The following is a 22424-nucleotide window of genomic DNA, read 5'->3' on the forward strand; positions in this document are numbered from 1 at the left end:
GGAACTACCCATAGTGTCCGGCGCATGTGATTTCCACAACTCCTTGAGTTGAAAAAGAATTTTCCGAGTCGTATGCTGGAAGACCCGTCAAAGCGATTTCCAGCATCGGCGAATGACCATGGATCGACCCGCGAAAATCGTTTGTTTTTGTTTGTGCCCGTTGTGGCTCGTGCCGGCAATCGGCCATGCGCAGCCAAGTGCGATCGCCAATGCAAGCGCGCCACGTGCCGAAACCATCATCTTCAAACACATCGACGAGAATGGCCGCGTAACGTACGCGAATGCACCGATCAAAGGCGGTGCGCGAGTCGAACTGGAACCGCTGACCGTGATTCCTTCCACGCCCAGCGGATCCCTTAACCCTGCCAATGCGCAAGTCGTCTCCCGGGCTATCGCGCCAACACCTGCCGCCAAATCCACACCGGCAATACAACCCGTCAAACCGGTTGTTCAGGTAGCTTCCGTTTTTCCATTGAGCAATCAGGCACAGTTGGCCCTTGCGAAACCCGTCGCACCTGCGCCAGACAATACTGTCTTGGCCTCGCTTGAAACCATTAATCGATTGACCGAGCAACGTCGCGCGGATACGAGGCGTCGTCTGCTGGAAGGTGAATTGCAGACCGAAGAGCAGTTGCTGGCTGCGGCCAGATCGAAACTGGGAGGAAGAACAAAAAGCGTCGAACGATGTTCGCGCGATGCGTGCCTCGTTCGTTGCCACATCTGACGCGGTCGCTCCCCAGAAGCCACTGGTCGATCCCGAAAAGCGTGCCGAAATCGAACGTCATTTTGAGCGTGTGCGCAATCTGCAGGATCAGGTCGCCATGCACGAAAACCACTTGCAGTCCCTTCGCGAGCAGTTAAATGCGCTGAAATAGCGCTCGGGAACTTACGTCTCCTTTCGATCGGGTTGCCGATCGATACCTTGAACGCCGGAAGTGAAGAACTTCCGGCGTTTTTTTTTGCCAGTGCATTCAGGTTTATGCTGCAACTCATGCCGCGCGAGATGTGTGGCGCAGAAATTGCTTTTTGACTAAGACGAATCGATGCCGAAATACCAGAACCCTTCCCCCCATCCTTCCCATGCCACCTACGCCGGTCTGGACTTGCTCTCGACTGCTGTAGTCATCATCAACCGGTCATTTGTGCTGATGTACGCCAATCCCGCCGCCGAAAACCTGTTTGCATTCAGCCTGAAGAACGCCACTGGCCAGCCATTCGCGCGGCTGTTTACGGCGGGACATGCCGGCAATCGTGCGCTGTTCGCCATGCTAGACCAGGTGGTGAAAAACGATGCGGGCTTCAATGAAAATGAGCTGACACTTGAGTCCGCCACCATGCATACCCTGCATTCGTCGTGTGTCGCGTCGCCCGTGGATGGCGAGCGGGTGGTGCTGGAATTTCACGCCCTCGATCAGCAGATCAAGATTGCACGCGAGGCCAAGATTCTTGAGCGTCAGGAACTGAATCGCGAGTTGATCCGCAATCTCGCCCATGAAATCAAGAATCCGCTGGGCGGCATCCGCGGCTCGGCACAACTGCTGGAGCGCGAATTGAAGGGTCTGGCCAATGAGGCTGACCTCAAGGAATACACGCAAGTCATCGTCAATGAGGCAGATCGCCTGCACACGCTGATGGACCGGCTGCTGACACCGCACCGCCTGCCGCAAATGGCGCGGCTGAATATTCATGAGGTACTGGAAAGGGTGCGCTCCCTGGTGCTGGCGGAATTTCCGTCGGGCGTGACGGTGATACGTGATTACGATACCAGCCTGCCGGAGTTCATTGCCGACAAGGAGCCGCTGATCCAGGCCTTGCTCAATATCACCCGAAACGCCGCGCAGGCGATGCATGGGCGCGGGCAGATCCGGCTGGTCACGCGCATCGCCCGCCAGGTCACACTCGCCAAGCAGCGCTACCGTCACGCCATCCAGGTGCAGATTATCGACAACGGCCCGGGCGTGCCTGCGACGTTGCAAGACAAGATATTTTTTCCGCTAGTGTCAGGTCGCGATGGCGGCACTGGGCTCGGCTTGTCGCTGGCGCAAAATTTTGTCAGCCAGCATCACGGCATCATCGAATTCGAGAGCGCGCCGGGCAACACCTGCTTTTCAGTATTGCTGCCGGTGCGCGAAAGCCAATCCTTCAACCCTCATTCACACTCACATTGAAAGCTGATTCATGCGGCCTGTCTGGATAATTGACGACGACAAATCGATACGCTGGGTCATCGAAAAAGCCCTGACTCGGGAGGGAATCGGCTACCAGTCATTTGCAGCCGCGCAGGACGCCCTGGATGCCTTGCCAAAGGGCCCGCCACAGGTGGTGATCAGCGATATCCGCATGCCGGGCGCCTCCGGACTGGATTTCATGCAGCAACTGAAAGCCCAACTGCCCACCATTCCGATCATCATCATGACGGCCTATTCGGATCTTGAAAGTGCAGTGGCCGCTTTCCAGGGCGGCGCGTTCGAGTATCTGCCGAAACCATTCGACGTCGATCATGCGGTGGAGTTGATTCGGCGTGCGCTGGATGAATCGATGCGCGAGGTTCCCGAGGAAGAAATCGCCGCCGACGCGCCGGAAATTCTCGGCTCCGCGCCAACCATGCAGGAAGTGTTTCGCGCCATCGGCCGCCTGTCACAGTCACATGCAACGGTGCTGATCACCGGCGAGTCCGGCACCGGCAAGGAACTGGTTGCGCATGCCTTGCATCGCCATAGTCCGCGCGCCACCAAGCCGTTTATTGCCATCAACACGGCTGCGATTCCGAAGGACTTGCTGGAGAGCGAGTTGTTCGGTCACGAACGTGGCGCATTCACCGGTGCAGCCACCATGCGCCGCGGCCGCTTTGAGCAGGCCGATGGCGGCACGCTATTCCTGGATGAGATCGGCGACATGCCGCCGGATTTGCAGACGCGATTGCTGCGCGTATTGTCCGACGGCCAGTTCTATCGCGTCGGCGGCCACACGCCCATCACCGCCAATGTGCGCGTGATCGCCGCCACCCATCAGGACCTAGACCAGCGCGTCAAACAGGGCTTGTTCCGCGAAGACCTGTATCACCGGCTAAACGTTATTCGCCTGCGCCTGCCGTCACTGCGCGAGCGTCGCGATGACATTCCGCTGCTGGCCAGGCACTTCCTCGCCAAGAGCGCGCGCGATCTCAGCGTCGATCCCAAGCGGCTCACCGAGAATGCGCTCAATTTCCTCGCGCAGCAGGACTTTCCCGGCAATGTGCGCCAGCTCGAAAATCTCTGCCACTGGATCACCGTCATGGCACCGGCACAGATGGTGGAAGTGGCCGATTTGCCCCCCGACGTGCGTGGCACAAACGGCGGAGAAAAACCGGCGGCATTCGACAGCAACTGGAAGCGCGCGCTGGAACGCGAAGTCACCGCGTCGCTGGGGCGTGGCGAGAAGGGTATCTTTGACGGCTTGAATCGGGCGTTTGAAGCGGCGCTGATTGCCAAGGCACTTGAGCACACGGGCGGCCGGCGAATTGAAGCGGCCACGTTGTTGGGGATTGGAAGGAATACGCTGACGCGGAAGATTCAGGAACTGGGGCTGGAGGCTGCGCCGGAGTAACTGGCCGCTTGATAAACGCATGCACCGGTGCGACTGTCCGGTCAACTCCGTTTGGCGAGGCGCGCCGAATGACGATCTTCGTGCTCGTGTGCTGGGAAATCCGTTGCGTCTCTTGAATTACGTCGTCTCCGTTTCCGCCTGCTGCGGTCGCCACTTGAGCAACTTGTTTTCCGCCACCGTCACAACGTAATCCAGCAATAGCGCAAACATCGTCAGCACCAGAATCCCGGCGAACACGGTGTTGATATCAAAAGAGCCCTCGGCCTGATGAATGAGGTAGCCCACGCCTTTGGCGCTGCCCAGATATTCGCCCACCACCGCACCCACAAACGCCATGCCGACGGACGTGTGCAGACTGGAGAAAACCCACGAGGTCGCCGACGGCATGTACACATAGCGCAGTAGTTGCGATGCGTTGGCGCCGAGCATGCGTGCGTTATTCAGCACCACCGGCGAGACTTCCTTCACGCCCTGATAGACGTTGAAGAAGACAATGAAGAACACCAGCGTCACGCCGAGTGCCACCTTTGACCAGATGCCGAGCCCGAACCAGACCATGAAGATCGGCGCGAGGATCACGCGCGGCATGGCGTTCATGGCTTTGATGTAAGGGTCGAGTATGGCCGACGCCGTGTTCGATAACCCCAGCCACAGTCCGATGCCGAGGCCGAGTAGCGTACCGATGATGAATGCGAGCGCGGTCTCCTGCAGCGTCACCCACAGATGCACGTAGATTTCGCCTTCGGTGAACCAGACGTAGATTGCACTGAAAATCTTCAGTGGCTCGCCGAAGAAAAAAGACGCCTTGTTTTCATTGTCAAAAAAAATCGGCGGGATGAGGCCGGGCACGGTGAGAAGATGCCAGATGGCGAATATAGCGATGAGCAGACCGATTTGCCAGAGCCAGATGGGGACTTTTTTCACACCACCACCTTGTTCCGTGTCTGCGCGTATCCCTTCAATACTTCAGCCTTCATCGCATGCCAGATCTTCTCGTGCAGCTCAAGGAAATGCGGGGTCATGCGAATCTCCGCCACATCGCGCGGACGTGGCAGATCGATTTTGAATTCGCCGATCGGATGCGTGGCGGGACCCGCCGCGAGCACGATTACTCTGTCGGACAGGGAAATCGCCTCTTCCAGATCATGGGTGATAAACAGCACCGACTTTTTGTTGGCGCTCCAGAGCTCCAGCAGTTCGTTTTCCATCAATTGCCGGGTCTGGATATCGAGCGCGGAAAAGGGTTCATCCATCAGCATGATTTTCGGATCGAGGATCAGCATCTGCGCGAGGGCGCAGCGTTTGCGCATGCCGCCGGAGAGTTCGTGTGGATAGCGATTGCCGAAGCCGGCGAGACCGACGCGCTCCAGCCATTCTTCACCTTGGCGTGCCGCCTGCACCGCGTCAATGCCGCGAAACTGCAATCCGGCCGTGACATTGTCCAGCGCCGAGCGCCACGGCATCAGCGACTCGGCCTGAAACATGTAGCCCGCCCTCGCGTTCAAGCCGACCAGCGGTTCACCAAACACTTTCACGACGCCGCTTGATGCCTTCAGCAAGCCTGCGCCGATATTGAGCAATGTCGATTTGCCGCAGCCGGTCGGGCCGACAACCGAGACGAATTCGCCGTCGGCGATGTTGAGCGTGGTGTCCTTCACCGCGCAGTAGCCGGGGCCACCGGATTTGCCGGAGAAGGTGACAGTGATCTTGTCGAAGGATAGCGCGGGAATCATTCGTCAACCTTGCAGGTCGCGCATGCCCCATGCAGGGGGCAGCCGTCTCGCGGGCGATCCGCATGCGGATCGAAACCCCCGCTCAACCTCCAGCACTGGTGCGGCTTCCAAGCCAAAACAGCCCCGCAAGCCGCACCAGTTCTTGTGTTTCATAACACTTTCCGGTCATCAGAGATACTTGGCCAGGTTCATCACTTGTACTTCGCACCTGCCTTCACCGCGAACGAATTGTCAAACGTCGCCGCCAGATTGATGCTGCTACCCGCCGCAATCACCGACGGCTCGAACTGCTTCAGCACGTTGTACACATTCTGCGCGGCCTTCATGCTCATCTGGCCGTCGACGGAATAGCCGACCATGTTTTTCAGCAACGCCGCTTTGTAAACCGAACGGTTGCCCGCCATGTAGCCTTCCGGCACCACCGCCATGATCTGCTCCGGCGTGGCCTTGGCGATCCAGCGATTGGCGCGCACCATCGCGTTCACCACGGCTTGCGTGGTGTTGGGATTTTTCTTCACAAAATCTTCATTGGTGTAGATGCAGGAGGCGAGGTAATCGCCGCCGTAGATGTCCTTCATGCCTTTTTCGGTGCGGCTATCCGCCACCGCGACGTACTTGCCGGTCGATTCGAGCTGGGTGATCACCGGGTCCAGATTCGACATGCCGTCGAGTTCGCCCTTTTCCATCGCGGCTACCGCGCCAGATGAGGCGCCGACCCCGACAATCGCCACGTCATTCGGCTTCAGGCCATCCTTCGCAAGCAGATTGTTGACAAACATGTTGGTCGATGAACCCGGCGCGGTCACACCGATCTTCAGGCCCTTCAAATCCTTCGACGATTGGTATTTCGCGGCCTTGTCCTTGGGCATCACCAGCACAATCGAGGAGTAGCTCGCCTGCAATACCACCGCGCGAATGGGTTGCTTCTTGGCCTGCATGTTGATGGTGTGCTCGAAGGCACCCGAGACCATGTCTGCGCTGCCGCCGACCAACGCCTGCAACGCTTTCGCGCCGCCCGCAAAATCGGGAATCTCTACTTCGAGGCCTTCATCCTTGAAGTAGCCCTGACGCTCCGCGATCGTCAGGGGAAGGTAATAGAAAAGATTTTTGCCGCCGACGGCAATGGTGAGCTTCTTCTTTTCCAGTGTCTGCGAATGTACATTGCCCATTGCCAATGTGGTTACCAGTGCGAGCGCGGCACCCAGAATTTTCTTCAACATGATTTGTCCTCGTTATTTGTGATTTGCCAAATGCTAAAACCGGAGTCCGACCTTTGCCGACAAGCTGGTGTTGTCACCCATTTTTTCGGCTTCCACCGCGACGTTTGTAATCAGGATATTGACATTCAGACCGACGAACACGCGCGACTTGTTGAACGTCTCTTCGCGCAGTCCTGCAACGTTCGCCCGGCTTTGCGTGCGTACGGTGCCGGCGCCGATGTAAGGCGTGACAATGGCAAGTTTCTTGGAAAGCATCGCGTCCAGCGCCACTGTGGAGAGGCTCAGCTCATTCACGCCGAAAAGTTTGGTACCTGACAGTCGCACGCCCAGCGCGGGCATGGCAATGCCATCGTCGAGCACGGCGTAGCGCAGTTCCGCGCCAACCAGCGAGCCATCGACGCCAGACACCTTGCTCACAAACGCGCCGATGTCGACCCCGAATGGCAGGCCTTTGTAAATATGGATTTTTGGCACGTACAGGTTGCTGACGTCGCCCGCGCCGGCTTGCCGGAAGACGACAGTGCTTTCAAGCTGGGTCTGCGTTACTTCCAGGCCAACATCGAATCCGCTCACACCCAAAGGCGTGGCAGGCGTCACGCCCTTGTAGGACGCAGCAGCGGCCAGGTCGGTGGAAAGACTCAGGAACTGGCTTTGCGCGAGCGTGCCGATCTGATCCAGATTCCCCGCAAGACTGCCGGTAGAAACCGTGCAGGTGAGTGTGGCCAGTGCCGCGATGGATACTTTCAAACGATTCATGCGATTCCTTTTGGTTGCGACATTCATTTTGTATAGAGCTTGTCCGGCACCGGATGCAGATGCAGGGTCTTGCCGGCGCGCATCACCTGCCCGGCCACATCGTGCCCAACCACCATCGGCATCTTCACCGCAACCGCCAGCAATTGGTCCAAATCCACGCCGGTGTCATAACCCATGTCCTCCAGCATGTTCACCATATCCTCGGTGCAAATATTGCCGGTGGCGCCAGGGGCAAACGGGCAACCGCCGAGGCCGGCGAGCGAGCCATCGTAGTGAACGATGCCGGCGCGGATGCCGGCGACAACGTTAGCGAGGCCCATGCCACGCGTGTTGTGAAAGTGCAGCGTGAGTTCGGTGCCCGGGAACCGCTGCACGGCCTCGGCAGATAGCCGCTCAACCTGTGCGGGATTGGCCATGCCGGTGGTGTCCGCCAGTGACACGCCGTTAAAGCCCAGATCGACAAAGCGTCGCGCAAAACCGAGGACGCGCGCTTCCGGAACAACACCTTCAAACGGGCATCCAAAAGAAGTCGATACCGAGCCATTCATGCGAATACCGGCTTCCTTGGCCATCTTGATCATCACCGCGAAATCAGCGAAGGATTCATCGCACGAGCGATTGACGTTGGCGCGATTGTGGGTTTCGGACGCCGACATGAACACATTGACTTCATCAATCCTGCAACGCGTCTTGTGCGTCTCGACGGCGCGTTCCATGCCCTTCAGGTTCGGCACCAGCACGCTGTAGGTTACACCGGCGGCACGTTTAATATTGGCCAGAACCTCGACCGCGTCGGCCATGTTCGGCACCAGCCTGGGGTGCACGAACGAGGTGGCTTCGATTTTGGCGATGCCGGTTTCGGAGAGCGCATCGATGAGCGCGATTTTGGTTTCCGTCGGAATAATGTTTTTTTCGATCTGGAAACCGTCGCGCACGGCGACGTCGTTAATGTAGATGCGTTGTTTCATGATTTCCTTCGTGGGGTCGCGCTACCCCCTCATCCCAACCCTTCTCCCGGGGGAGAAGGGCTAAATCGAACCTCACCCCTGGAGAGACCGGCGTATCGCGGCGGTGAGAGGTCCAGTGCCTAAATTATTCCGCGCCTTTTCAGTTCCGCCTGTGCGTTCGTATCATAGCCAATGGCACCCAGTACCTCTGCCGTATGTGCTCCCAGTTTCGGTCCGAGCCATTTCGTTGCACCGGGTGTCTCAGAAAGCTTTGGCACAATTCCCGGCAGCCACACCTCTTCATTATCCCCGAGTTTGTGTTTCTCAATCATGCCGCGCGCCTGATACTGCATGTCGGTCACAATGTCGGCAATGGAATAGATACGGCCTGACGGCACATCAGCTTTGTCGAGTATTTCCAGCACATGATCGAGTGTGTTCGCGCCGGTCCACGCGCCAATGGCGGTATCGAGTTCCTCTGTTCGCCTGGTGCGGCCCGCGTTATCGGCGAGCGTCGGATCATTGGCCAGATCCGCACGGCCTATCGCCAGCATCATGCGTTTGAATATTGAATCGCCATTGGCGCCGATGACCACATATTGGCCATCGCCGCACAGGTACGTGTTGGACGGCACGATACCCGGAAGACTCGCGCCGCTGCGTTCGCGTACGAAACCGGTCATGCCGAATTCCGGCAGCATCGATTCCATCATCGAAAACACTGCTTCGTATAGCGCCACATCAACTACTTGGCCGCGACCGGTCTTGCCGCGTTGATGCAGCGCGACCAAGGCACCCATTGCGCCGTACATGGCCGCCAGCGAATCACCGATGGAAATGCCGACACGCACCGGCGCGCGATCCGGATAGCCGGTGAGGTAGCGCATGCCGCCCATCGATTCGCCGATGGCACCAAAGCCGACACGGTCCTTGTACGGGCCCGTCTGGCCGTATCCGGACAGTCGCACCATGATCAATTTCGGATTTTCCTTCGCCAGCGTTTCAAAGCCGAGGTTCCATTTCTCCAGCGTGCCTGGACGAAAATTCTCAACGATGATGTCGGCCTCCAGCGCCAGTTTGCGGACGATTTCCTGTCCTTCCACTTCGCGCAGGTTGACCGTCACCGACTTTTTGTTGCGCGCCTGCGCGTACCACCAGAGACTGGTGGATTCGCCATCCGCGTCATGCAGCTTGCGCCATTTTCGCAGCGGATCGCCGCCCTCGCCCTTTGCGTCGGGAGGTGTTTCGATCTTGACGACTTCCGCGCCGAATTCGGCCAGCAGGCGGCCGCAAAACGGGCCGGCAATCAGCGTGCCCAACTCCAGTACTTTCAGTCCTTCCAGCGGCATCGGTTTCATGGTTTTTCCAGTATGACAGTGGCGCGATAATAGTTGTCCGCCGCAAGCGTAGCATGGCTGAATTGGCGGCGACATTTATCCATTTAGGGAGAGAGCATGGAGCGCACAACAGATCAGGAAATTGTCTACGTTGGTTTTTGGGCGCGGGTGCTGGCCTCGTTAATCGATACGATTTGGATGATGCTGATCATCGTGCCCGTATTGATGGCTGTCTATGGCAGCAGCCACTTTGTGCGCACGAGCGATTCGGCGTTCGCCGGGCCGCTGGATTTCCTCGTGCAATTCGTGTTTCCGGCTATTGCGGTCATCATTTTCTGGCTTGCGCGGGGCGCCACCCCCGGAAAAATGGTCATTGGCGCTCGAATAGTTGATGCCGCGACATTGGGGAAGCTCACCACTGGCCAGGCAATCCTGCGATACATCGGCTATTACGCCTCGACCATTCCGCTGCTACTGGGCCTGGTCTGGGTTGGTTTCGACGCCCGCAAACAGGGTTGGCACGACAAGATTGCGGGTACCTTGGTCATCAAGGCCCCCAAACGCGGCGCGTAACGTCGCTTCTATTTTCCAGGCCGCCAACGCCTCAGCAGCAACGCGTTCGACACCACGCTCACGCTGGAAAACGCCATGGCCGCACCGGCGATCACCGGATTGAGCAGGCCGAACGCGGCGGCGGGAATACCCACCACGTTGTAGATGAACGCCCAGAACAGGTTCTGGCGAATCTTGGCGTAGGTACGCCGGGAGATGTCGATGGCATCGGCCACCAGTGCCGGATCGCCGCGCATGAGTGTGATAGCGGCGGCATGCATGGCCACATCGGTACCCGTAGACATGGCAATGCCGACGTCGGCCGCGGCCAGCGCGGGCGCATCGTTGATGCCGTCGCCGACCATCGCGGTCACGCCATATTTAGTTTTCAGCTCTCCCATGATCCGCGCCTTGTCGCCCGGCAACACTTCCGCGCGCACTTCATCGATCCCAAGTTCCCGCGCAACGGCCTGAACGCTGCCGGCATTGTCCCCGCTGATCATCACGCAACGGACACCCAGCGCGTGCAAGCGCTCGATTGCCACTTTTGCGGTCGGCTTGATGCTGTCACCAAACGCCAGTAAGCCGACGACTTCGGGCGTTGACGCGAGATGGACCAGCCATGACACGGTGCGACCTTGCGTTTGCAGCCGCTCTGCATGTTCAATCAATATTGGCGGCAGTGAAGCAATGAATTCGCGTGCGTAGCGGGTGCTGGCAATCGCATAGTTCTCGCCCTCGACATTCGCCATCACGCCGCGGCCCGGGATCGATTTTACGTTGCTCGCCGCTGGCACATCGATGGATTCCGCGACGGTTGCTTCCGCGACGGCGCGCGCCAGCGGATGCTCACTGCCGCGTTGCACGGCGGCTGCCAGACGGATCAGCGCGGGGCGATCCCCGGTACCGGAAATTGCATCGGTCAGCGTCGGCTTCCCAACCGTCAAGGTGCCGGTCTTGTCGAACGCAACCACGTTGATGCGGTGCGCGATTTCCAGCGCCAATGCATCCTTGATCAGAATTCCGTACCGGGCCGCCGCACCGGTACCCACCATGATCGCAGTAGGTGTCGCGAGCCCGAGCGCACACGGGCACGCGATCACCAGCACTGCTACGGCGTTGAGCAATCCCGTCTGCCAGTGGCCGGTCACCAATCCCCAGCCCAGTAATGTCAGCAAGGCCACGCCCAGCACCACCGGCACAAACACCGCGCTCACGCGATCAACCAGCCGCTGAATCGGCGCCTTTTCGGCCTGCGCGGACTCGACCAGCCGCACAATGCGCGACAGCGTGCTCTCGGCGCCGACCGCGAGCGTCTTTACCAGCAGCAGTCCTTCACCATTGACCGCACCGCCAGTGACATGTTCACCCTCGCGTTTGGCGATCGGAAGGCTTTCGCCGGTGATGAGCGATTCGTCGACGTGGCTTTCTCCCTCGATCACCTCGCCATCGACGGCGATCCGCTCGCCCGGCTTCACCACCACGATGTCGTTCAACTGCACGGCGGAAAGCGCGACATCCACATCCACGCCATTCCTTCGTAGCGTTGCACGTTCCGGTTTCAACGCATTCAGTGCGCGAATGGCATCGGTGGTCTGGCGTTTGGCGCGCACTTCCAGCCACTTGCCGAACAGCACCAGCGTGATCACCACGGCGCTGGCTTCGAAATAGAGATGCACCATCGCGCCGGCTTGCGCGGTCAACCACTGGTAGACGCTCAGCCCATATGCCGCGCTGGTGCCTAGCGCGACCAGCAGATCCATATTGCCAGCTCCGGCCCTCAACGCTTTCCAGCCCGCGCGATAGAAACGCGCGCCAAGGATGAATTGGACTGGCGTCGCGAGCAACCACTGCAGCCAGCCCGGCATCATTACGTGGATGCCAAACGGTTCCATCAGCATCGGCGCCATCAGAGGAATACTCAGCAGTGCCGCCAGAATGACGGGTAGCGCGGGATTGGTGAGTTTTGCCGGCTTTACGGAGGCGTCTTCGATGGTGGATGCGTCATAACCCGCGCGCTTGATCGCATCGATCAACTCGATGGCGGTCACGGCGCCGGTGGCAATGTGCACGGTGGCACGTTCGGTCGCCAGATTCACGGTTGCCTTCAGTACGCCCGGCAAGTGGGTCAGCGCCTGTTCCACACGACCGACGCAAGACGCGCAGGTCATGCCGGTGATGGCGAGCTCAATCGTTTGATCAGTCACGCCATAACCGGCTTTGTCGATCGCGGTGATGACTTTCGCGAGGTCGATCGGTGACGTCGAGCGTAGCGTCGCGGTTTCGGTGGCGAGATTGATGGTGGCGACGATGCCCGGCAGCGCGGTGAGCGTTTTCTCGACGCGGGACACGCAGGACGCGCAAGTCATGCCGGTGATCTGGAGGTTCATTGTTTTGTCCACTGCGCTCCCCTCAATCACCGCTTCGCGGCAGCCTCCCCGATGGAGAGACGAATGAATCCTACACGGCCACCGGGTGATAGCCCGCGTTCGCAATGGCCGCAACCACAGCCTCGGTATCGGTCACGCTTTCAATGCTCACGCGCTTGGTTTCGACGTTAGCGTTAACTTTGGCATCCGGGTCGAGGCCCTTTACCACGCGGGTGATACTGGCCACGCAGCCGCCACAGGTCATATCGTCAACGGTCAGTTCAATCATGAAACGCTCCTGATAAAGATCATCATTTTACAATTGGCCTCGAATCGACGCTTTCAAGGGCGACGCAGGGATAACACTTACATCCGGTCGATCACGTGGGCGAACTCGTCCACCTGCGCCCAGTCGGTGAAGTCGATCACATCCTGTGGCCCGGTCGGACCATCGGTCAGCCACATGATGAAGCGAATGATTTGCCGGTCGAAGAAGCCATAGCGCGGATAGTCAATTTTTCCGGCAAACACCGCCAACTGACGCGGTCGCCAGGACAGGCGTTTCATCAGCTTGACCATGTATGGATTGGTGTCGGGCTGGTTTTTTTCCGGTTTGCGTGCAACCAGATTGACGGTGAAGAACGCATTCGGCCGGGCGCCGAGAGTCGTGCCGTTGCGCTGCAAAAATTTGACCAACTCGGGCCGATGCTTGCCGTAGCGAATACTGGCGCCGACCACAATCTTGTCGAATGCATTCAAGTCGGCGCCCCCACCATCATCCAACGCGACCATCGTGACCTGGTACCGCAGCGATTCCAGCATGGCCTGCAGTCGCTGGCAGATCCGCAGCGTGTGGCCATCCGTGGTTGAGTAAATAAGAAGGATGTTCATCGGGTTGACCGGCGTTTTTTGTGGGCGACAAGAATTCTCACCGCAAAATTTGTGGCTGACAAGCGAAGGATGGACTAACCGGGACGGCGGCGTTTGCGCAGGATCAATGCCCGTGACATGGTTGAGCCCGCGCCGGACGATCCACCATTTCCCGCAAGTCACTGATTTCTCTTTCTTGCGTCCATTTGATACGAATCAAAAAGTGCACGGAAAAAGCGCGTAAGAGTATGCATTATCGCGGTCGTCAGTTCATCCTGACGGAACCGATACTTGTCATTTCGTTTTGTATTCGCCTTGAGTCCTGCAAGTTTCTGCGGAGATACGATCATGAAAAACAATTCAAACACAGCAGCACGGCAATCATCCGGTCGAGCGCGGCGTTTCACATTGGCCGCGGGCGCTGCATTGCTCGGGACCGCGGCACTCATGGCGCCGACCAACGCCATTGCCGCCGAACGCAGCGGCAAGGAAGTGGTTCAGGCCATTTGCGGCACGTGCCATGCCACCGGCAAGGATGGCGCGCACAAGGTCGGTGACAAGCAGGCGTGGGGGAAACTTACCGCGCGCGGTCTGACCAGCCTGACGCAAAGTGCGCTAGCCGGCTTTCGCAAAATGCCGGCACACGGCGGCAGCGCGGAGGCCAGTGATCTCGACATCAGCCGTGCCATCACCTATATGGTCAATCAGTCCGGTGGCAACTGGATCGAACCCGTCGGCAAGGCAGCACCCGCGCCAAAACCCATTGTGGTGAAGGAACGCACCGGCCAGCAAATTGTGCAAACCCAGTGCGGCAAATGCCACGTCACCGGTGAAGCAGGCGCGCCAAAGCTCGGCGACCGCGAAGCCTGGGTTCAGCGGCTGAAGCGGGGTCTCGATGAGCTCGTTCGCTCGGCGTTCAATGGTCACGGACCGATGCCCGCGCGTGGCGGCCTGGCGGACATTACCGTCAACGAGATGCGTAACTCGATCACCTACATGTTCAATCCCGCCAGCGCGACGATGGTCCGGCCGGTCATGGCAACGGCCCTGCCGCAGGATCCTTTCCACAAGTCTGTCGGCAACACGGAGATATTCTTTGGCATCACGTCGGCGCAATCGATTCGCGCGGCGCAAAAGAATCCGGATGCGGCATCCATCGCGAATGTGCCGGATGGTGCCGACTATTACCATGTCAACGTGTCATTGCGCGACCGCACAACCAAGGTAGTGGTCACCAATGCACAAGTCGATGCGCGGGTCGAGGACCCGGCGTTCCGCGGCGACTCCAAAGCCCTCGATGTCGTGGCGATCAACAATGGAATCAGCTACGGCAGCTTCTTCCAGTTGCCGACCAAAGGACGCTACGTCATTACATTGAAAATCCAGCGCCCGGATTCACCGCCCGGCGAAGCGAGGTTTGAATACACTCGCAACTAGGAACGGCGAACGCGAATACTGGCGCAGCTTTCGGGCTGAAGTTGGCTGAAACGCCGCGCATCCCCAAACGCGAATGGACAAAACCCATTTGCATGGCACACGCGATGCCGCTGTCGAACGCGCCTTCGGCTGGGGCGAGTACACGCCGGAGATGCCTGACGAGGATATTTTTCGGCAGCTGTTGAAGCTGGTTCGGGCGCGCGTAGCGAAGTAGTGTTTTTCACGCCAACAAGTCAAACACTAGCACGGACGAGCTTTTCCGGTCACTAATGCCCTAAACGCCTCGCCAGTGCTAGTGTTTGTACATATGGCGAGCGGTCAGTTATCGGCGCTGCTGTGGGCGGCATTGGCCCTCCTGCGCGGTGCGCCATTTGCACGTCCTTACGCGCGCGCGGCTGGATGGCAAGCCGGGATTGGGTCAGGATTGCAGTTTCGCGTTACTGCCGCACTTCCTCGAGTATTTGCGAAACGTTAATCGTGCGCGCCTTCTCGCGAATGGCGGGCAGATATTGCCCCTGCATACTTTTCGCTTCACCAAGCAACCCGGCGTAGGTATCTTTCAGCACCGCGGCTGAGAACGTGCGGCCGCCGGCGTAGTAGCGCCTGGCCAGATGTCCAAGCGCGTAAGTTGTGGCAAACGAAAATCCGGTGCTCACCGCCTGCTTGGCCATGCCGCCGAGGAGCCCGCCAATCAGGCCGCCGCCGAACAGCTTGCCCACCAGCTTTACGCCGATCTGTTCGACATACTGCGAGGCCATGCCCACGCCCGCCGTCGCCAGGAAGTCCTTGATATGGCCGCGGTCCAGCTCAAAGCCGTACGATTTGCCGATACGGTAGACCATCTTCATTTGCAGCGGGATGATTGCCATCGAGGCCAGTGAATCCGGCAACAGCTCCAGCGCACCATTGAGAATGGCGTAATTCAGAATGACTTTATCCTGCTCTTCCGTGCTCATGCTGCTGCCTAGCATCGCGGGCTCGAATGATGACGTGCCGGCAAGCGGCGCGCCCGCGAGGATTTCGGCGTTGGCCGTCAGTGCGGTGGCAGCGGCGATCGCGGAAGGACTCAGGGCAAGCTTGGTCCGCAAGCTGGCCAGGAACGCGCGCTCCGACTCCCCTGCACGCCATCGGCATCGCACACGCCAACGGCGAGTTCGTAGGCGAGGCTTTTCATTTCAGGCGATGTCAATGCCGCGACCGCGCCATCGAGCGACGCGCGATTCAGAATCACGTCCTGGTATATCGCCGCGACATTGATTTCATTTCCCTGCGAGAGGGAGTCGGCCACACGCTTTACTTCCGCGCGCTCGGTGTCGCCGTTGGTTCCATCGGCGAAGGCGGCCATCAGGGCGATGGTGACGATGGCTTTGTGGTCTTGATCAGTCATGTTTGTTTCCTTCTGCGATTCTGCGTTGTTTGCGTAAGCGTTCAGCGGCAAGTAAATGTCGCGTGCGCGTTGATTCGACCGGACTTGGGCAATAAGTTCAAGGGATCGCAACACACGCAGTATCCAGCACTGGCGGGCCTTCCAGGCCGAAAGTGCCCCAGACGGCAAACTGGACGCGGGGTTTGCCTACGCACTCACGACCCGATTCCGACCCGCATTCTTCGCGGCATACAGCCGTCCGTCCGCCATTTCGATCAGTGTTTCCGACGCGTACGGCTTGTCCAGCTCCGTGGTGCTGGCAACGCCGATGCTGACCGTCACCGCAAGCTCTGTCTGAATGCCCGCCCAGTGATAGGCCGCCACGCTATGGTTGAGCCGCTTCGCCACCTCAGTCCCGCTGACCAGATCGGTTTGTGGCAGGGCCAGAATGAATTCCTCACCACCGTAGCGCGCCGGGAAATCGGCATAGCGGCAATTCTGGCGCATCAGATCCGCCAGGGTATGCAGGGCGCGATCGCCGATGGCGTGCCCGTACTGGTCGTTTACCTGTTTGAAATGATCAACGTCGATCAGTAGCAGCGTGACCGGCTGCGCGGTCGTGGCACGGGAAAGTGCGGCCAGCAACCACTGCTCAAGCGCGCGCCGGTTCGGCAGATTCGTGAGGGTATCTTCCTTGGCGAGTTTTTCCCATTGATCGGAAAAACGCTTCAGCGTCAGCATGATCTCGCGCCGCTCCGCGCCGCTCCGCGCCTCCTGATCGGTGAGTGCGGTTTCAAGCGTACGCACCTTCTTCAATGCACCGAGCGCACCCGCGAGATCGCCCAGCCCCTCGTGGGCCTGTGAAATGCCGGCATAGGCATCGCACTGTTCGCGCTTGGAGCCATCAACCAGATACACCAGGGCATTCTGGAACGCGGCGAGCGCGTCGCCGAATCGCTTCAATCGGCAATAGACCGTGCCCAGTTCGTTGAAGGTAATGGCAACATTGGCGCGCATTTTGTACATCTGGTATTGCTTGAGTACTTCTTCCAGCGTTGCCAGCGCGCCTTCATAGTCTTCGACGTAGCGTTGGGTAATCGCATAGTTGCCGCGCGCAATTGCGCTGATGCGGCGAATGCCGGCCGCCTGCGCTTCGTTGGCCAGATTATCCCACTGCGATAAGTACGGGCGGTAGGCCGCCACTCGTTCTGGCCCCTCAGGGATCTCTGCTTCCACTTTCCGGTTGTATGCGTTGAGCAGCGAGCTGCGCGCGCCGAACCAATCGGGAATGTTACTCAGCTCATGAAACATCAGCACGCTGCGTTCGAGATAATCGACTGCCTGCGGGTGACGGCCAATGATCGAAGACGACACCCCCATGCGCCGCCACACGCGCGCCTCGATATCGCGCGATCCGGCTTCGGTGGCAAGTTGTTCGGCCTCGAGAAAGTATTTGATCGCCGCCGCATGGTCCTCGATCATCTGCAGGGCCTCACCGGAATGCAGGATCGCCTCCGCTTCACTTTCCTTGTCACCATGGTTCTGCGCATCGCGCCGCGCATCGGCGGCAACACGGCCCAGCGCGAGCACGTTGCCATTGGCTGCATGCAGTTGCGCGAGGGCATTCAGCACCATGGCCCGCTCGCCGGATTCGACAGTCCTTAGTAATTGTTCGGCATCGTGTTGCGCGGCGACACCATTGCCGGCATTGATCGCCAGGCGAATCCGCGCAACCTCTTCGCGGACCGACACCGGGGCCGGGACAAGCGATGGCTTCGGCGACGGCACCGGCACAAGGGCCGTTTCCGGGTCAACCGAATTTACGGTGGCGGAGATATTCATGGGTAAGCGTTAATTTACAGCATCAGCGGCCCCCCGCGCTTGCGCGCGAGTTGCCCCATCATGCCCGCAATCGCCTGGTCGATACGCACCAGCGTGCCGGTGAACTTGATGCCCGTCTCCTTTTGCAGTTTATCGGCATCGGCGCGCAGCATCGACATTTCCAGCGCCACCGGCTCGCCGCTAACAGCGAACGCAATGGCATTGCCGCCTTCAACGGGGGCCAGGGCCAGGACGCGATCATCAAACGCGGCACGCAGGTTTTCAATCTGCTGGCGATAGCCATGAGTACGACCGAACAGATTTAGCACCAGCAGGCCGCGTTTCGTCAGGCGGGCGCGGCAATCGCGATAGAAGAGTTCCGTTCCCAGCGCGCCAAAGCGCGCGTTGTGATCGTATCCGTCCACCATGATGCAATCGTATTTTTCCTTGTGTACCGGCTCACCCTCACCGCGCATCCACGCGACACCATCTGCAATCTGGATGTCAATGTGCGCCTCCTCGCGGGCCATCACGCGCGGCAGCTTGAAAGACTGCTCCGCCATCGCCACCACTGCAGGATTGATCTCGATGACGGTCTGCGTCGCGTCCGGTCGATGCCGCTGCCAGAACTTGGTCAGCGAAGCCGCGCCCAGGCCCACCTGCAATACCCGCTTCGGCCAATCGCTATCGGGCCGCAGCAGCAGGCACGCCGCCATCTCTCGCGTGTATTCGAGTTCCAGCGAATACGGACGCGCGATGCGCATGGCGCCCTGCACCCATTCAGAGCCGAAATGCAGGAACCGCACCCCAGCCTCCTCCGAGGTTTCGAGCGTGTGCGTCGGAGTTTTGCAGGAAGCGGAATTCAATGAGGGCTTTGCGTACGGAATCGGGAAACGAAGCTTAATCGATCAAGCCGTTTCCATCGTAAAAAGGATACGGGCCATCGAATTTCCCGATAAATGCCGTATGCGAAACCAGCCCGGTTTCCGGATGCCATTGGTGAAGCTGGTAACCCGGTGGTTCCATGACAAAGTGCGACGGCGCATCAGCGCTTAGATCGAGCGCCACTTGATGGCAGGGGCTCGGCGAAGTCGACGCCAGCGTGCCGGCCCAACGCACCTGGATTGGCCGATGCAGATGACCGCACAGAATGCGCTCGACCTGCGGGTGCCGCTCAACGATGGCTTTGAGGCCATCCGCGCTGTTTACTTTGTCGAGGCCGATATCATCCATATGGCCGATGAAGGTCTTGAACGGTGGATGATGCATGATGATGATCGTTGGGCGGTTGGGAGCTTCTTCCAGCTTCCGCTTGAGCCAAGCCAAGCGCGCCTCGCACAACTCTCCGCCACTTTCACCGACGATGACTGTGTCGATGGCGAGGATTCGCACCGGCAAGTCTTCGATGGCGTACTGAATAAAGGGCAGCGCCTGGGCAAGATATGGGTGATCCGGAAACGTCGCCACCATGTTTTCACGATGGTCGTGATTGCCGGGAATCAGGTAGATCGGCATCGACAGGGGAGCCAGTAATTCACGAAGATGCGCGTATTCGTCGGGGCGACCGAAGTCAGTGAGATCACCAGTCGCAATCAGGATGTCCGGCGCCTGTTTCAGGGCGAGGATATGGTCCACGCAGCGCTTCAGCATGCCGCTGGTGTCCACCACCCGGTAAGAGAGCTTGCCGGGGATCTTGATGTGAAGATCGCTGATTTGGCAGATGAGCATGCGAGCGCTACGCCAGGAACAACAGCGCGTCGGCATCAACCGCGATCGGCACGACATCACCGGGCTTGAATTCACGGCGCTCGACCGTTTCGGCAGCAATCGGATGTTCAGTACCCACGTCGAGAATCAGGCGCGTATGATCGCCGAGAAAAAATGCGCTGACGATCCTGGCTTGCAACGGCGCGTCGGCGGCCGGGACAATGCGCACGTCCTCCGGGCGAAACAGGACTTCGTTTGCGACGCGTGGGCCGACGTGAAGCAATCCGCTGGGAAGCCGCAAATTCACGCCCTCCACCACGCCTTGCACGCGATTCATGGTGCCGATGAAATCGGCAACGAACCGGGTCGCCGGCCGGTAATAGATATCACGTGGCGTGCCGATCTGCGCGATGCGTCCTTTTTCCATCACCGCGATGCGATCGCCCAGCGCCATGGCTTCCGATTGATCGTGCGTCACGTAAACGGCGGTGATCTTGAGGCTGCGCAGCAGGCGATCAATTTCCGTGCGCAGCGATTCACGCAATTTGGCATCGAGCGCGGTGAGCGGTTCATCAAGCAATAGCACACGGGGTCGCACTGCGAGCGCGCGAGCCAGCGCAACGCGTTGACGCTGGCCACCCGAGAGCTGGTCGATGCGCCGATCGGCGAAACCGTCGAGATGCATCATCGCCAGCATCTCCTCGACGCGCTGCTTCTTTTCTGCCTCCGCCATGCCGCGAACCTTCAGGCCATAAGCGATGTTTTCCGCCACGCTCATGTTGGGAAACAGTGCATAGCTCTGGAACACCATGCCCACACGGCGCTGCTCGATCGGCAGCGGCGTCACATCCAGCGCGTCAAAAACACCTGTCCGCCGGTATCAGGTTGTTCGAGGCCGGCAATGATCCGCAGCATTGTCGTCTTGCCGCAGCCCGAGGGACCAAGCAGCACCAGCGTTTCCACCGGGGTTAATGTCGAGCTGAACCGGCTCAAGCGCACGCGTACCGTCGGGAAACGTTTTGGCACAACCGGCGAGGCGGATGCCGACGGTGCTGAGAGCATTATCCATGCGTTGATTTCCTGGCATTGGCGGGTTCCGTCATCCATTGCATCGCGATGAGCAACGGGATGATCATGAAGAAGAATATGATCGTGTACGCCGAACCGATTTCGAGGCGCATCGAGGCGTAGCTATCCGCCAGGCCCACTGGCAACGTCATGGTCAGCGGCGTGTGCAACATCCAGGTGATGTTGAATTCTCCCATCGACAAGGTCACCACCATCAGCGCACCGGCCAGAATGCCCTGCCGGCAATTGGGCAGGATCACATGGAAGAAACGCTGCATGAACGTCGCGCCGAGGCTGGCGGCGGCATCCTCAAGCGTCTTCAGGTCGATTGCACCCATCACCGCCAGCACCGAGCGCACCATAAACGGCAGCGTGAACAGGACGTGGCCGACGAGGATGAACGTCCAGCTGATGCGAAAGGCGCTGAACTGACCGTAAAGCAGAATAAGCGCGAGCGCCGTGGCGAGCCCCGGCACGGCGACCGGCAACACCATCAGTTCCTCGATCCAGCGGGTGTAACGGTTCTGCCGCCGCGCGAGCACGTACGCAGCCGGAACGCCAATCAGCAGCGTCACGGCCAGCGTCGCAAGCGCGATACCAATGGAGAGAAAGATGGTTCTGTTGTAGAGCGACCAGACTTCCACCACCCACCGCAGCGTGAGTCCGCTCTTGATGCCGATAAAAAAATTCTCCGTGACGCCGGCCATGATGGACAGCACCACCGGGACCACCAGGAAAGGCACAGACACCAACCGTGAAGGCCAGTTGAACGTAAAAAACGTTTGGTGCGTTTCATAGGTTGAAATGCATCATGCCGCTGCCGCGACAGTGGAGCCCGCCATCGATCGCGCGAGTGCCAATGCCAGCCATGTGATCAAGCCGAGCACAATGGACAGTGCCGCCGCGAGTGAAAAATTGGCGTAGTTCGTGAACTCGCTGTAGATGGTAATGGGCAGCACGTTGATCTTGGTGGCGAGCGTGAAGGCGGTGCCGAACGCGCCCATGCTGGTGGCGAAGCAGATGGCGCCAGAGGAAATCAATGCGGGCTTGAGTCCCGGAATCATCACATCGCGGATCACCTGCCAGGGTGAGGCGCCGAGTGAGCGCGCCGCCTCTTCCAGCGCGCCATCGAGTTTCTCCGCGGCCGCCATGATGGTGAGGATGACGCGCGGAATAGAGAAATACAGATAACCCAGGAACAAGCCGGCCATGGAATAGGCGAGCACTAGTTTCTCGCCAAATAACCACTCCGTCACACTGCCCACCAGTCCCTGCCGGCCGACCAGCAGGATGACCATGAAGCCCACCACCACGCCGGGAAACGCCAACGGAAAAGTGAGCGTGGCGAGGAGGAAACTGCGACCCAGGAATCGATTGCGCTGCAGGAACATCCCGGCGATACCGGAGATGATGATGGTGGCCAGCGTCACCGTGGCAGAAAGCACGACGGTCGAGACCAGGCTGCTGAAATAGCGCGGGTCGGTGACGACCGCCCAATACGCAGCGATACCCATCTCGCCGCTGGCACCAACCGCGAGCAGGCGGGCCATGGGCAGCAGCCAGAAGGCGGAGAAAATGGTGAGCGCCGGGAGCAGCAGCGCAATGTGGCGCAGGCATTCGCGGTGGTGGGGCTTCATTTATTCGGCAGAGTCATTG

General features: G+C 59.2%; 20 protein-coding genes and 2 pseudogenes. 6 read left to right on the plus strand and 16 right to left on the minus strand.

The features are described 5' to 3' along the window. Positions 1-118: 118 nt before the first annotated feature. The 3 genes from IPP88_04280 (at position 119) to ntrC (ending at position 3585) form a co-directional block, all read left to right on the plus strand. The gene (locus IPP88_04280) at positions 119-724 is read left to right on the plus strand and encodes a DUF4124 domain-containing protein (GenBank protein ID MBL0121962.1); all 606 of its coding nucleotides are present in this window, start codon (positions 119-121) and stop codon (positions 722-724) included. A 319-nt stretch (positions 725-1043) separates the two neighbouring features. Then, positions 1044-2168 (plus strand): PAS domain-containing protein, encoded by a 1125-nt coding sequence (locus IPP88_04285; GenBank protein MBL0121963.1) that lies wholly within the window; start codon positions 1044-1046, stop codon positions 2166-2168. Positions 2169-2178: 10 nt separating this feature from the next. Then, the gene (gene ntrC, locus IPP88_04290) at positions 2179-3585 is read left to right on the plus strand and encodes a nitrogen regulation protein NR(I) (protein MBL0121964.1); all 1407 of its coding nucleotides are present in this window, start codon (positions 2179-2181) and stop codon (positions 3583-3585) included. Between the two features lie 117 nt (positions 3586-3702). On the opposite strand, the gene IPP88_04295 is transcribed toward ntrC, so the two are convergent. The 6 genes from IPP88_04295 to IPP88_04320 form a co-directional block, all read right to left on the minus strand. Then, positions 3703-4509 (minus strand): ABC transporter permease, encoded by an 807-nt coding sequence (locus tag IPP88_04295; protein ID MBL0121965.1) that lies wholly within the window; start codon positions 4507-4509, stop codon positions 3703-3705. After that, positions 4506-5318, minus strand: coding sequence for an ABC transporter ATP-binding protein (locus IPP88_04300; GenBank protein ID MBL0121966.1), 813 nt, complete (start codon positions 5316-5318; stop codon positions 4506-4508). The genes IPP88_04295 and IPP88_04300 overlap by 4 nt, the downstream gene beginning before the upstream one ends. Before the next feature lie 191 nt (positions 5319-5509). After that, entirely contained in the window at positions 5510-6538 is a 1029-nt protein-coding gene (locus IPP88_04305) for an ABC transporter substrate-binding protein (GenBank protein MBL0121967.1), read from the minus strand. Positions 6539-6571: 33 nt separating this feature from the next. Next, entirely contained in the window at positions 6572-7273 is a 702-nt protein-coding gene (locus tag IPP88_04310) for a hypothetical protein (GenBank protein MBL0121968.1), read from the minus strand. Between the two features lie 44 nt (positions 7274-7317). Next, positions 7318-8262, minus strand: coding sequence for a hydroxymethylglutaryl-CoA lyase (locus tag IPP88_04315; GenBank protein MBL0121969.1), 945 nt, complete (start codon positions 8260-8262; stop codon positions 7318-7320). 119 nt (positions 8263-8381) lie between these two features. Continuing rightward, positions 8382-9599 (minus strand): CoA transferase, encoded by a 1218-nt coding sequence (locus IPP88_04320; GenBank protein ID MBL0121970.1) that lies wholly within the window; start codon positions 9597-9599, stop codon positions 8382-8384. Between the two features lie 96 nt (positions 9600-9695). Here IPP88_04320 and IPP88_04325 point away from each other — a divergent pair, with 96 nt between their 5' ends. Next, on the plus strand, positions 9696-10151 hold the full coding sequence (locus IPP88_04325; protein ID MBL0121971.1) for an RDD family protein: 456 nt from the start codon (positions 9696-9698) through the stop codon (positions 10149-10151). A gap of 8 nt (positions 10152-10159) precedes the next feature. Here IPP88_04325 and IPP88_04330 read toward each other — a convergent pair whose 3' ends face one another. The 3 genes from IPP88_04330 to hemG all read right to left on the minus strand — a co-directional run bounded on the left by IPP88_04330 (position 10160) and on the right by hemG (position 13390). Next, positions 10160-12520: a copper-translocating P-type ATPase gene (locus IPP88_04330; GenBank protein MBL0121972.1), complete on the minus strand. Its 2361-nt coding sequence runs from the start codon at positions 12518-12520 to the stop codon at positions 10160-10162. Positions 12521-12590: 70 nt separating this feature from the next. After that, the gene (locus IPP88_04335) at positions 12591-12788 is read right to left on the minus strand and encodes a heavy-metal-associated domain-containing protein (GenBank protein MBL0121973.1); all 198 of its coding nucleotides are present in this window, start codon (positions 12786-12788) and stop codon (positions 12591-12593) included. 77 nt (positions 12789-12865) lie between these two features. Next, positions 12866-13390 (minus strand): menaquinone-dependent protoporphyrinogen IX dehydrogenase, encoded by a 525-nt coding sequence (hemG, locus tag IPP88_04340; GenBank protein ID MBL0121974.1) that lies wholly within the window; start codon positions 13388-13390, stop codon positions 12866-12868. Positions 13391-13717: 327 nt separating this feature from the next. Between hemG and IPP88_04345 the strand changes: the two genes are divergently transcribed. Together IPP88_04345 and IPP88_04350 are read left to right on the plus strand one after the other, a co-directional pair. Beyond that, complete coding sequence (locus IPP88_04345) at positions 13718-14806, plus strand: cytochrome c5 family protein (GenBank protein ID MBL0121975.1); 1089 nt, start codon at positions 13718-13720, stop codon at positions 14804-14806. A 73-nt stretch (positions 14807-14879) separates the two neighbouring features. Further along, a complete protein-coding gene (locus IPP88_04350; GenBank protein ID MBL0121976.1) occupies positions 14880-15020 on the plus strand; it encodes a hypothetical protein in 141 nt (46 codons plus the stop codon). A 223-nt stretch (positions 15021-15243) separates the two neighbouring features. Here the strand turns inward: IPP88_04350 and IPP88_04355 are convergent. The 7 genes and pseudogenes from IPP88_04355 to IPP88_04385 form a co-directional block, all read right to left on the minus strand. Then, positions 15244-16193 (minus strand): annotated as a pseudogene (locus tag IPP88_04355) (GTPase). Positions 16194-16379: 186 nt separating this feature from the next. Then, positions 16380-18014 (minus strand): GGDEF domain-containing protein, encoded by a 1635-nt coding sequence (locus tag IPP88_04360; protein ID MBL0121977.1) that lies wholly within the window; start codon positions 18012-18014, stop codon positions 16380-16382. 14 nt (positions 18015-18028) lie between these two features. Next, positions 18029-18757 (minus strand): spermidine synthase, encoded by a 729-nt coding sequence (locus IPP88_04365; protein ID MBL0121978.1) that lies wholly within the window; start codon positions 18755-18757, stop codon positions 18029-18031. A 136-nt stretch (positions 18758-18893) separates the two neighbouring features. Further along, positions 18894-19721, minus strand: coding sequence for a phosphodiesterase (locus IPP88_04370; protein MBL0121979.1), 828 nt, complete (start codon positions 19719-19721; stop codon positions 18894-18896). A gap of 7 nt (positions 19722-19728) precedes the next feature. Continuing rightward, positions 19729-20769 (minus strand): annotated as a pseudogene (locus tag IPP88_04375) (ABC transporter ATP-binding protein). Continuing rightward, on the minus strand, positions 20762-21475 hold the full coding sequence (locus IPP88_04380) for an ABC transporter permease subunit (protein ID MBL0121980.1): 714 nt from the start codon (positions 21473-21475) through the stop codon (positions 20762-20764). Before IPP88_04380 ends, IPP88_04375 begins: the two are co-directional and overlap by 8 nt. 102 nt (positions 21476-21577) lie before the next feature. Continuing rightward, positions 21578-22405, minus strand: coding sequence for an ABC transporter permease (locus tag IPP88_04385; GenBank protein MBL0121981.1), 828 nt, complete (start codon positions 22403-22405; stop codon positions 21578-21580). Positions 22406-22424 lie beyond the last annotated feature (19 nt).

The sequence above is a fragment of the Betaproteobacteria bacterium genome (assembly GCA_016720925.1).
GTDB lineage: Bacteria > Pseudomonadota > Gammaproteobacteria > Burkholderiales > Usitatibacteraceae > UKL13-2.